Here is a 12,517-nt window from a genome sequence, read left to right on the forward strand (position 1 = left end):
GCTGCCGACTCGCGCTGCCGACTCAGCAACAGCCGGCGCGGCGACGAGACTACTTCGCGCGGCCCCGCTGGTCGCGGTACCACCGAACGAGCGCGTCGGTGGACGAATCCCCCTGTTGCGCAGGCGCTTCGGAATCGGTGAGTACCGGCGTCAGTTCGAGTGCCTGGGTCTTGCCGAGCTCGACCCCCCACTGGTCGAACGAGTCGACACCCCACACGACGCCCTCGACGAATACCTGATGCTCGTAGAGGGCGATGAGTTGACCCACAACGGACGGTGTCAGTTTGGGTGCGAGGATGGATGTCGACGGCCTGTTGCCGGGCATCACCTTGTGCGGTACGACGTCGGCGGCGGTGCCCTCGGCGGCGATCTCGTCCGCGGTCTTGCCGAAGGCCAGTACTTTGGTTTGCGCGAAGTAGTTGCTCATCAACAGGTCGTGCATGCTGCCGGTGCCGTCGCGCGTCGGCAGGTCGTCGGTGGGCTCGGCGAATCCGATGAAGTCGGCGGGGATCAGCCTCGTTCCTTGGTGCAGCAGCTGGTAGAACGCATGCTGACCGTTGGTGCCGGGCTCGCCCCAGAAGATCTCACCGGTGGAGGTCGTCACCGGGCTGCCGTCAGCCTTGACGGATTTGCCGTTGGACTCCATCGTCAGCTGCTGCAAGTACGCAGGGAATCGCGACAGATCGTTCGAATACGGAAGTACCGCACGAGTTTCCGAGCCGAAGAAGCTGCTGTACCAAAGCCCCAGGAGTCCGAGCAGTGCAGGGGCGTTCTGCTCGAAAGGAGTCGTCCTGAAGTGCTCGTCGACACGGTGAAAACCGTCGAGAAATTCCCCGAAGGCGTCCCGGCCGATCACGGCCATGACCGACAGCCCGATCGCGGAATCGACTGAGTAGCGTCCACCGACCCAGTCCCAGAATCCGAACATGTTGGCGGTGTCGATGCCGAACTCCGAGACTCGCTCGGCGTTGGTGGATACCGCGACGAAATGCTTCGCGACGGCATCCTCGCCCAAGGCGTCGACGAGCCAGCGCCTGGCCGCGGTGGCGTTGGTCAGAGTCTCGAGAGTGGAGAACGTCTTCGACGCGATGATGAACAGCGTCGACGCCGGAGTCAGGCCGTCGAGGGCGGCGACCAGGTCGGCAGGGTCCACGTTGGAGACGAACTTCGCAGAGATTCCCGCGTCTGCGTAGTGACGAAGAGCGTTGTAGACCATGACGGGGCCGAGGTCGGATCCGCCGATGCCGATGTTGACGACGGTGGTGATCTTCTCGCCGGTCGCGCCGAGCCATTCGCCCGAACGCACCCGATCGGTGAAATTGCCCATCCGAGTGAGAACTTCGTGAACATCTGCGACGACGTTCTGGCCGTCGACCTCCAGGGTGGCGTCGGCGGGCAACCGCAGAGCAGTGTGGAGGACCGCACGGTCCTCGGAGGTGTTGATGTGTTCGCCTGCGAACATCGCGTCGCGTCGACCTTCGACATCCGCAGCGCGGGCCAGGTCCACGAGGAGTGAGACCGTCTCGGAGTCGATGATGTGCTTGCTGTAGTCGATGTGCAGATCGCCGACCGACAGCGTGAACGTGCGTCCGCGGTTCGGGTCGTCGGCGAACAGGTCTCGAAGCTTCTTTTCGCTGATCGCGCTGTGATGTGCCGTCAGATTCTTCCAGGCCTCGGTGCCCGTGATGTCGCCGCTCATATCTGCCAACACTAATGCTCGACGCCTGGTTGCGCGCACCTTCTCGTTTGTCGGGTAGCGGACAAGGGCACACTCGGTGGCATGGAGATCACGCAACTCATCGAATCCATTCAACCCAAGCTGTGGATCGGCGGCCGCGCTGTCGATGCCGAGAACGGCGCAACTTTCGAGGTCAACGATCCGGCCACCGGTAAAGCGATCGCGGTTGTCGCCGACGCCAGTCCGGCGGACGCGAAGAAGGCAATCGATGCCGCGTCGGCGGCGCAGAAGTCTTGGGGCAAGACTCCCGCTCGTGAGCGTGGCGAAATTCTGCGGGCGGCGTTCGAGAAGATCACCGAGCGTTCCGACGACATCGCCGCGATCATGACTGCCGAGATGGGCAAGGCTCTCGCCGAGTCCAAGGCGGAGGTCAAGTACGGGGCGGAATTCTTCCGATGGTTCGCGGAGGAAGCTGTACGTATCGGCGGTCGATATGCGCCGGCCCCTGCAGGCAACGGGAGAATCCTGGTGTCCAAGGTTCCCGTCGGACCGGTCCTGGCGATCACCCCGTGGAATTTTCCGCTGGCGATGGGAACTCGGAAGATCGGCCCGGCACTGGCAGCCGGATGCACCATCATCGTCAAGCCTGCGAGTGAGACCCCGTTGACGATGCTCTTTCTCGCGCAACTGCTGTCCGAGGTCGGGCTGCCCGAGGGCGTGCTGTCCGTGCTCACCACGTCGAAATCGAGCGCGGTATCCACGCCGATCCTCGAGGATCCGCGTCTTCGGAAACTGACCTTCACCGGGTCGACGGGCGTGGGCAAGAAGCTCGTCGAGCAGTCCGCGGGTGGTCTGCTTCGTACGTCGATGGAGTTGGGTGGAAACGCACCGTTCGTCGTGTTCGACGACGCCGATGTCGATGCTGCGGTCGAGGGCGCAATTCTCGCGAAACTACGCAACGGTGGCGAGGCGTGCACCGCGGCCAACCGGTTCTACGTCGCCAACGCTGTACGCGAGGAATTCACGACCAAGCTCGTCGAGAAGATGAAAGCGTTCACCCTGGGGCCGGGCTCCAACCCCGACACCAAGCTCGGTCCGCTGATCAATGCGGACCAGCTCGAAACGGTGCAGGCGCTCGTCGACGACGCTGTGAACGCGGGAGCAACCGTCGCACTCGGTGGCACGGCGCCCGGAGGCGACGGCTACTTCTACCCGGCAACAGTGCTTACCGATGTGCCACCGAATGCGCGAATCCTGAAGGAGGAAGTGTTCGGGCCGGTTGCGCCGATCGTCGGCTTCGACACCGAAGAACAGGGCATCGACGCGGCCAACGACACCGAGTACGGATTGGCGTCGTACATCTATACCCGTGGCCTCGACCGTGCACTGCGTGTCGCCGACGCCATCGACAGTGGAATGGTGGGCGTCAACCGCGGAGTGATCTCGGACGCGGCAGCGCCTTTCGGCGGAGTCAAAGCCTCAGGATTCGGCCGCGAAGGCGGTAGCGAGGGCATCGAGGAGTACCTGGAGACCAAGTACATCGCCCTGACCTGAGCGAGGTCCTGCACAGACAAGTCGGCTCGTTGTGCGTGGGAATTGCCCTGCACAACGAGCCGGTGAGTCAGCGTCCGAGTCGGCCGCGACCCAGACGAAGCAACAGCATGGCGAGGGTGTGTCCCTCCTGGCCGAGGCTGCTGAAACGGTCGAGTACCTTCATTTCGCGGCTGTGGACCATGCGGGGTCCGCCGGAAGCCATGCGCGTGCGGCCGATGAGCTGCGAGACCTCGGACCGGCGCTGGATGGCAGCGAGGATCTCGGAGTCGAGGCGATCGATCTCCTGACGGAGTGAGTCGATCTCTGCCTCGGACGTCGGCAACGCGGTATCGGAATCGATCTTGGTCGTGGATGCCATTTCTTCTCCTCGTGTCACAAAGTTGGATCGCTGCCCGGCTCGACACCGTTACTACCCGGTAATGGTTCGGACGGGTGCACGCACACGATGAGTCAGTGTGCGGCGAGTCACAGCGAACAACCCCTCACCTCTGCGTGCAGAAGCCTGGGGCGTCGACTGGCTATCGACAGTCCGCGCCTCCGGGGTACGGAGAACCGACTGTGTGAGGCGGATGTCGATGAACGCTTTTTACGATCACCGATCCAGTGTGCCACCTGGATGCGGTCCTGAAAAGTCGATCGATGAGCTGAACATCTCGGCAGGACTGCCGCAGTCTTCGACCTCGGATTTCCGTCCGCGTCCCGACCGTCGCCCCAACGTGAGCAGTAGAGGAAGAGCGACAGCAGCGATCGGAACCCCGGTGACAACGAACAGCGACACCACGGGCAGTGATGTGGGAGCAGCCAGCGGACTACCCAAAAGCGCGGTACGGACCATCACTCCGGTCACCGCGGTAACCGCAAGGCCGAGCGCCAGCCCCCCGCCCATCAGCAGGGCTCCACTGAGCAGTTCGATCCGAAGCCCGACGCCGGACGAGACGCCGATTCGAGTCAGGCCGCGTCGTGTCCCGGACCGGGTGGTCGACCACATCAGTGTCGCGTTGACGGTGGCGAGGAAGCAGAACAACCCGGCGGGCGCGAGCACCACGATGACGCTGGCCAGGCTATTGGACGCATACTCCGCTTCCGAGGAGTCCAACCAGTCGGACACCGCGACGATTTCTCCGTCTCCGGCGATCGATCGAAGCGAGGACAGCACGGCGTCGGTGTCGGCCGGATCGGCTGCCACGAACGCGTCCCCGGTAACGGCATCGGGCGCATTCTGGGCGAGCCAGTCGCGAGAAACCAGAATTGACGGAACCAGCGTGGGGCTCCCCGCGACGATCGCGACGATCGGCAGTGTGTGCGAGATCCCGTCGCCGGTAGCGAATCGAAGATCCTGACCGACGGAGTATCCGTCGTCCGAGGCAGCCTGTGCGCTCAGCGCCACCCCTGGGACCGGTCCGTCGGTCACGTCCTCGAGTCGGCCGTCCGTGACGTCGACCGAGCGTGTTGCCAAGAACGCGACCGGGTCGATTCCCGCAGCGTCCAAGCCGATTGCTGTGTCGCGATCGGTGGCGATCAGTTCCGTGGACAGCGACGCGTCCACGAGACCGCTTTCGACGGATGCCCAGTCGGTGTCCTGGGGTGGATTCGTCACCACAAAGTCCGCGCGGACTTCGTCGCGTGTTGCGCGGGCGACTGCTGTGTTGTCCGCGCCGATGGTCACCAGCACCGAACCCGCGATCCCCACGAACAGCAGAGCAGGGACTGCCAGCACGGTCGTCGCGTCGCGCGCCGACCGCGCCGTGCGAGTCGCCAGGTGAACGACGCCGCCCCGCCTGCCTCGGACGAGATCGACGCTTCGAGACAGCAGTCCGACGACGATCGGAATCACAACGGGACCGACAGCGGCGAGCGCGCCGCACAGAATCATCGGAAGAAGTAGCCCCAGCCCCACGGCTCCGTCTCCGGGAGCCCCGGCGCCCAGGGCTCCGATGAGGACCACCAGCACGAGAGCCGCGCCCGAGAGAGCCCAGCGGCGAGCCCGGATCCGGTGACTGACGTTGATGGAGCGTGTTGCCGACAGCGGCGACACCCCGAGGACCCGCTTGGAGCCGACACGGGCGCCGGCCAGCGCGACGACGATAGTCGCCGCAACGGTAGGTACAAGCGCAAATGCACGACCACTGATGTCGAACTTCTCCGAGACGAATCCCGTATCGATGAGAATGCCGAGAATCATCGGTGCTGCAGGGAGGGATACGGCCGCGCCTGCCAGGCCGGCGACGGCTGCGAGAGCGACGATCTCCCAGACCAGCAGGCGACGCAGAATCGGAGCGGTGGTACCGAGAAGTCGGAGAATGCCGAACTCACGTCTGCGTGCGGCGATCACATAGCCCACCGTGGTGGACAACGTGACGCCGGTCAGAAAGCATGCGATCACGCCCACCGTCCCGGCCACGGACATGAGATCCTCGGCGCCGGATCCGAGCGGGGTGTAGTGCTCGGTCGCGGTCGTGGGTGCGCCGTCGCCATCGAGAACACCAGACCCACTGATCTGTACATCGAACCCCTCGTCCGGCGCCATCACCGCCGTGACCAGAAGCTGAGCACATGCGCCGATCATCGCGCCGCCGACGACCAGTGTGGCGAACGCGCCGAGAAACAGGCCGCGGTGATGTCGGAGGTTTGCCGTTGCCAACCGCAACATATTCACTCACCTACCTTTCCGTCGAGCGTTGTCGTGCACCGTGTTCACAGCGCGCGAGACGCGGTCTGCATCCCCGCCGGGGAGCCTGTCGACCACCACTCCGTCCGCCAGAACGATCACCTCGTCCGCCCACGACGCGGCCCAGGCGTCGTGGGTCACCATCACCACCGTCGAGCCGAACTGGGATGCAACCTGCCGAAGCAGTACCAGGACATCGTGGGCTGTGCGCACATCGAGGGCCCCGGTCGGCTCGTCCGCGAACACCACCGACGGTTGGTTCAACATCGCCCGTGCGATCGCCACCCGTTGACGTTGCCCTCCGGACAACGTGTCGATCGCATCTCGTGCCCGATCGGCAAGACCTACCCTGCCCAGTACCTCGCGAACACGACCGTCGGTGACATGACCGCGGACGGGGGAATGTGCGCCCGCGAGCCGCGCAGGCAGAGCGACGTTCTCTGCGACATCGAGCGCATCGAACAGGTTGTAATCCTGAAATACGAAACCGCAACGGTCACGCCTGAGCTCCGCGAGTTGGTCGTCGTCGAGCCCGCCGAGTGGGATTCCGTCGAGAGTCACCATGCCTTGATCTGGTTGCTCGAGCCCGCTCAGGCAGTTGAGTAGAGTCGACTTCCCCGAACCGGACGAGCCCATGATCGCCGTCCACGACGACGGGGCGAAACTATGAGTGATGCCGCCCAGAACTGGTACCGACTTCTTGTCGAATCGCTTCACCAATCCTTGGGCTGCGGTGATGCCGCGAGACGGTGGGAGGGAACGTTCGTACTGCGCGTTGGAGGGCATGTACTCATGAAAGCCTTCAAGGCGCTACGAATCAGTAGGCTGAAGGCTACTTCCTAGGTAGCGCGTACGCCACCATCGCGTCGGTCAGGAGATTCCGCGTAGATAGGTGAGGACGGCTGTCACCCGGCGGTCGGTGTCGGATCCGAGCGGCAGTTTGGCGAAAATGTTTCCGATGTGTTTACGTACCGCAGCGTCGGACACGACGAGTGTTTCGGCGATGCGTGCGTTCGTGTGTCCCTCGGCCATCAGCGACAGCACTTCGAGTTCGCGCGCGGTGAGGACGGCCAGCGATCCCTGCCGCCGCGAGCTACCGACCAAGGCCTGCACGACTTCTGGATCGATGACGGTCCCACCCGCCGCCACCTTCTCCAGCGCCTCGACGAACTCGCGGACGTGGCCGACGCGTTCTTTGACGAGATATCCGATGCCGCCGGGAGCCGGGTTGTCGATCAGGTCGGAGACGTACGCCACCGACGTGTACTGCGAGAGGATCAGAACGCTCAGACCCGGTTTCGTCCTACGTAATTCGACTGCAGCGGCCAGACCCTCGTCTGTGAACGTCGGCGGCATGCGGACATCGGTGATCACGAGGTCCGGGTCGTGGGCGGACACCGCGTCGTGAAGGGAGGCGACGCTCGACACCGATGCGCACACTCTGTGGCCGGCTGATTCCACGACCGCGGCTATGCCCTCACGTAACAGTGGAAGATCATCTGCAAGAACAATTTTCAGGCTGGAATGGGGCATCTCATCTCCACTGTGGTTCCTCTGCCAAGCGGACTCGACACGGAGATAGTGCCACCGAGCGCGTCGACGCGGTGCGACAATCCGGTGAGCCCCCGCCCCGAGGCGGGGTCGGCCCCGCCGATCCCGTTGTCGGAGATCACGAGTCTCCAGGTGCCGTCGATCACAGCAGCGGTGATCGATACCGCGTCGGCTTGGGCATGCTTGATCGAATTGGTGATGACTTCGCTGATGACGAAGTACGACACCTGCTCGACGCGAGAGGGCGGCCGGTAGTCCGTTGGAAGGTTGAGACTCACCTCGATCGGCAGTTCACCGAGCAGATCTTCGGTAGCTGCTAGCAACCCCGACTCGGTCAAGGCCTGCGGCAGGATACCGCGGATGGTGCGCCGAAGCTCACGCATCGACTCGTCCACTTGGCGATGAGCCGTTTCGAGCAGTTCTCGGGTTCGGTCGTCGCGGGCCGATTGCTCGGCAAGCCCGATACTCAGACCGACGGCGACCAACCGATGCTGGACACCGTCGTGCAGCATCCCCTCGATCCGGGCTCGTTCGGTGTCGAAGGCGTCGAGAAGTCCGGTCCTCGAGGTCTGTAAACGGTCGACCTCGACCTCGAGTTCCGCCGTCGATCGCATCGGAACCGTGTGTGCCAGTTCGCTGTTGGCAGTAGCTATCGCTGCGCAGAGGTAGAGAATCAGTACAGCAGTCGGCAGCGCTATCACCGGCAATGCCAATGCAGCGGGCATGGTGGTTACCTGAAGCGAGAACACACTGATCGGGTCGCTGCGGACCAGAACCGGTGCGGCAAGCAAGGTTGGGACGGCGATTGCTCCACCCACCAGCACCGCGGCTGCAACAGGAGCGAGAACAGCCGCGGCAACCAGCGAGTACGCAGCGTGGCGTAGGACAGCGGTGTTGCTCTCTTTCCACGCCTGGGCCTTGACGGGTTCGATGACGCTCAGTCGCGACACCTCTGCGGTCACGATCGTCCGCGCAGCCGCATCGCGCCACCCGGGCACCGACATCACGATCAGCAGCGGAATCGACAAGATCAGAACCGTGCCACCGACTACCACTGTCGAAGCGCAGTACAACAGCGCTCGCCACGGCCACCTCGACGTCACGAAGCCGAGTGGTGGGTACAGCGACGAACTCAGCGACCCCCTCCGGTTCACATCGGCACGGTATCAGTGGCCGTCGTGCCGATGGGATCGTGTGATCGGGTGTCAGTACACGCCGGTAACCTGGACGGGCGATGAACACGAACCTCACTGCTGTACCCGCGCCCGGAAAGTCCAAGTCCGAAGCCCTGCTGGAGGGTCTCAACCCCCAGCAGCGCGAGGCTGTGATGCACTCGGGATCGCCGCTCCTCATCGTGGCCGGCGCGGGGTCGGGCAAGACGGCTGTTCTGACACGTCGTATTGCGTACCTGTTGGCCGAGCGCGGGGTCATGCCGGGCCAGGTTCTGGCCATCACGTTCACCAACAAGGCCGCTGCGGAGATGCGCGAGCGCGTCGCCGGCCTCGTCGGTCCCCGGGCCAACAGCATGTGGGTCTCGACGTTCCACTCGAGCTGCGTACGCATCCTCCGCAACCAGGCTTCGTTGCTGCCCGGGCTCAACTCGAACTTCTCGATCTACGACGCCGACGACTCACGCCGCCTGCTGACGATGATCTCCAAAGACCTGCAGATCGACACCAAGAAGTTCTCCGCGCGTCTGCTGTCGACTGCCATCTCGAACCTCAAGAACGAGCTGATCGGGCCGGACGATGCGGCGTCGGACGCCGAGAAGCAGATGGTCGAGCTGCCCAAGCTCGTGGCAAAGGTGTACGCCATCTACCAGCAGCGGTTACGCGCGGCCAATGCAATGGACTTCGACGACCTGATCGGCGAGACCGTCGGGCTGCTCCAAGCGTTTCCGCAGGTTGCCGAGTACTACCGGCGCCGGTTCCGGCACGTGCTCGTCGACGAGTATCAGGACACCAACCACGCGCAGTACATGTTGGTCCGGGAGTTGGTCGGCCGTGAGGATTCGGACGGGGCGCTCCAGGGCACCATCTCACCGGGTGAGCTCTGCGTGGTCGGTGACGCGGACCAGTCCATCTACGCGTTCCGCGGCGCGACCATCCGCAATATCGAAGAGTTCGAACGTGACTACCCGGACGCTCGGACCATTCTGCTCGAGCAGAACTATCGGTCGACACAGAACATCCTCTCCGCCGCCAACTCGGTCATCTCGCGCAACACCGGCAGACGCGACAAGAAGCTCTGGACGGACTCGGGTGAGGGCGAGCTCATCGTCGGATACGTCGCCGACAACGAGCACGACGAGGCGTCGTTCGTCGCGTCGGAAATCGATCGGCTCGTCGACAACCACGACGTGCGGTACGACGAGGTGGCGGTCTTCTATCGCACCAACAACTCGTCGCGTGCACTCGAAGAGATATTCATCAGGCTCGGATTGCCCTACAAGGTCGTGGGCGGGGTGCGCTTCTACGAGCGCAAGGAAGTCCGCGACATGGTCGCCTACATGAGAGTGCTGTCCAACGAGGACGACACGGTGAGCATGCGCCGCATTCTCAACACGCCGCGGCGGGGGATCGGCGATCGCGCCGAAGCATGCGTAGCGGTGCACGCCGAACAACGCGACATCAGCTTCTCCAAGGCCTTGCACGACGCCGCCGCAGGCAAGGTGGCTCTGCTCAACTCGCGTTCGCAGAAGCTGATCGGCCAGTTCCTCGAAATGCTCGACGAGCTCCGTGCGGTTCTGGGCAGCACGGATGACGACGGCAACGACATCGGGGACATCGGGGAGGTCGTCGAAGCCGTCCTCGATCGCACCGGCTATCGGGCGGAGCTCGAAGCCAGCAGTGACCCGCAGGACGGTGCGCGGCTCGACAACCTCAACGAACTGGTCAGTGTCGCAAGAGAATTCACTTCCGAAGCACGCAACCTCGCTGCTGTGGAGGCGGAATCCGAGGTCGAGGTCGAAGTGGAAGAGGGGACACCGGAGCCAGGTTCGCTCGCAGCATTCCTCGAACGGGTCTCGCTCGTCGCCGACACCGACCAAATCCCCGACTCGGGCACGGGCGTCGTGACGCTGATGACGCTGCACACCGCCAAGGGTCTGGAGTTTCCGGTGGTGTTCGTGACCGGTTGGGAGGACGGGCAATTCCCGCACATGCGTGCGCTGGGCGATCCGGCCGAACTGTCGGAGGAGCGCAGGCTCGCATACGTGGGGATCACCCGCGCACGCCACCGTCTGTACGTCACACGCGCAATCATGCGGTCCGCGTGGGGGCAGCCCATCAACAATCCCGAGTCACGATTCCTGCAAGAGATTCCGCAGTCGCTGATCGACTGGAAGCGTGAAGACCCAGGCGTCGGTGCGAGACCGAGATCCGGCGGCTTCGGTGGTGGTGGTTTCGGCGGCGGCGGTGGCTATGGCGGTGGTGGTTTCGGCGGTGGTGGTTTCGGAGAGCGTCGTGGGCAGCAATCGACACCTAGCTTCGGGTCCGCACGCGCGCGCAACAACACTTTGGTGCTCGCAGTGGGCGACCGCGTCAATCACGACAAGTACGGCCTCGGAACGGTGTTGGAGTCCACGGGAAGTGGGACCTCTGCCATGGTGCTCGTGGACTTCGGTACGTCCGGCCGGGTGAAGATGATGCTCATCGGCGGAGTTCCGATGACCAAGCTCTGACGGCAACGTAGAGGTGGGTGCAGATGCACTCTTACGTGTCAGGCGCACGCCCAAGTGCTAGCACTTGAACGTGCGTCTGGCACACAGAAGTGCGTTCGGCAGGTTCGATGAGTGCCCAGCAGATCAGGCGAGCTCCTGGTGCTTCGAGATTTCGCACGCCGCGGCGTCCGATGAAGGGTGAGTCTCAGTCCGACTCAGGTCCGAGGCCGATGCCCCGGGATGCGAGCCACGGCAGTGGGTCGATCTTGTTCTCGCCCGGCAGGTGGACCTCGAAGTGCAGGTGCGGGCCGGTGGAGAAGCCGCGGTTGCCCATGCGTGCGATCTGATCGCCTGCCATGACTTCCTGGCCGACGGAGACGGTAGCGCTGTCGATGTGACCGTAGACGGTAATGGTGCCGTCGGCGTGCTGCAGGCGAACCCACATTCCGAAGCCTGCGGCGGGGCCGGCGTCGATGACCTTGCCGTCGGCGACTGCGAGGATCGGAGTACCGATTGCGTTCGCGATGTCGACGCCTGCGTGCAGGACGCCCCAGCGCTGACCGAAGTTGGAGGTGTACGTGCCGACCGCGGGGAGAACGAACAGTGGGCGACGTGCTGCAGCCTCGCGGGCAGCTCGCTCTTCACTGAATCGCTGGCCCTTGGCGAGCAGGTCGCTGAACTGGCTGAGATCGACCGGGTTCGCGACGTTCAGAATCTGTGGTGCGGACGAGGGCGAAACATCCGGGGTGGTGTCGGCGGCGAAGCTGGCGGCCTGAGGAACAGCCGTTGCAGCAATTCCCGGTGCTGCAGGTGCTGCGCCCGCAGCGAGTGCAACTTCCTCGGAAGTGCTCGGTGTAGCAGGCCCGTGATCGATGACTGCCTGGCCTGCGGCGACGACGGCTCCTGCAGCGACTGCAAGGACGGCCGCGCGGCCCTTCATGGCGGCGGGCGGCATCGGGATGCGGTGTGCACCACCCTTGCGAGCAACGGCGATCTCGTTGGCCGGGATGATGTCGGTGACTATATTCGAGCCGGAAACGAAATCAGGCCCCGCCGTGACGTCCAGTTCAGGAGTGCTGTGCAGCTCACTGTCGTGGTAGGTCTCGGCCGAGCCGTAGTTGCTGGCGAAGTAGTCGTAGCCGGTTGTCTCGAAGTCATCTGCTTCGGCGTTCCAGCTGGTCTGAGTCGAGTACACCGTGGGTGCGCTTTCAACTGCCGTGGCCGGCTTGACGAACCGGCTGGTGGTGAATGACGCGCGGTGCTGCGACAAGACTTGCAACCTCCCGCTTCCGTGATCTGCTCGTGACTTAAGACTCGGCAGACGGTAACGAAACGATTGCGGTGCGCGCAAGTTAATCGCCCTAACCCGCGGCATATGTGAGATGGCTCACAAGCCGAGCAGGGC

General features: G+C 63.9%; 9 protein-coding genes. 2 read left to right on the forward strand and 7 right to left on the reverse strand.

All coding sequences use genetic code 11. From position 1 onward, the window contains the following. Positions 1–49 precede the first annotated feature (49 nt). A complete protein-coding gene (pgi, locus tag D8W71_RS10465; protein ID WP_121113267.1) occupies positions 50–1,699 on the reverse strand; it encodes a glucose-6-phosphate isomerase in 1,650 nt (549 codons plus the stop codon). Between the two features lie 81 nt (positions 1,700–1,780). Between pgi and D8W71_RS10470 the strand changes: the two genes are divergently transcribed. Further along, positions 1,781–3,232 carry an NAD-dependent succinate-semialdehyde dehydrogenase gene (locus tag D8W71_RS10470; protein ID WP_121113269.1) on the forward strand — a complete coding sequence of 484 codons (1,452 nt, stop codon included), beginning with the start codon at positions 1,781–1,783 and terminating at the stop codon, positions 3,230–3,232. 67 nt (positions 3,233–3,299) lie between these two features. Here the strand turns inward: D8W71_RS10470 and D8W71_RS10475 are convergent, their stop codons facing one another. The 5 genes from D8W71_RS10475 to D8W71_RS10495 form a co-directional block, all read right to left on the reverse strand. Then, entirely contained in the window at positions 3,300–3,590 is a 291-nt protein-coding gene (locus D8W71_RS10475) for a chorismate mutase (RefSeq protein WP_121113271.1), read from the reverse strand. A 234-nt stretch (positions 3,591–3,824) separates the two neighbouring features. Next, positions 3,825–5,882: an FtsX-like permease family protein gene (locus D8W71_RS10480; RefSeq protein ID WP_121113273.1), complete on the reverse strand. Its 2,058-nt coding sequence runs from the start codon at positions 5,880–5,882 to the stop codon at positions 3,825–3,827. A 6-nt stretch (positions 5,883–5,888) separates the two neighbouring features. Beyond that, positions 5,889–6,686, reverse strand: coding sequence for an ABC transporter ATP-binding protein (locus D8W71_RS10485; protein WP_121113275.1), 798 nt, complete (start codon positions 6,684–6,686; stop codon positions 5,889–5,891). A gap of 84 nt (positions 6,687–6,770) precedes the next feature. Next, positions 6,771–7,433, reverse strand: a complete 663-nt coding sequence (locus D8W71_RS10490; protein ID WP_121113277.1) for a response regulator transcription factor — start codon at positions 7,431–7,433, stop codon at positions 6,771–6,773. Further along, complete coding sequence (locus tag D8W71_RS10495; protein ID WP_153275358.1) at positions 7,415–8,605, reverse strand: sensor histidine kinase; 1,191 nt, start codon at positions 8,603–8,605, stop codon at positions 7,415–7,417. Before D8W71_RS10495 ends, D8W71_RS10490 begins: the two co-directional genes overlap by 19 nt. A gap of 80 nt (positions 8,606–8,685) precedes the next feature. Here D8W71_RS10495 and pcrA point away from each other — a divergent pair, with 80 nt between their 5' ends. Then, positions 8,686–11,133 (forward strand): DNA helicase PcrA, encoded by a 2,448-nt coding sequence (gene pcrA, locus D8W71_RS10500; RefSeq protein WP_121113281.1) that lies wholly within the window; start codon positions 8,686–8,688, stop codon positions 11,131–11,133. Between the two features lie 184 nt (positions 11,134–11,317). Here pcrA and D8W71_RS10505 read toward each other — a convergent pair whose 3' ends face one another. Beyond that, positions 11,318–12,382, reverse strand: coding sequence for a M23 family metallopeptidase (locus D8W71_RS10505; protein WP_121113283.1), 1,065 nt, complete (start codon positions 12,380–12,382; stop codon positions 11,318–11,320). Positions 12,383–12,517: the final 135 nt, after the last annotated feature.

The organism is Rhodococcus sp. P1Y, assembly GCF_003641205.1.
In the GTDB taxonomy this organism is placed as follows: domain Bacteria; phylum Actinomycetota; class Actinomycetes; order Mycobacteriales; family Mycobacteriaceae; genus Rhodococcoides.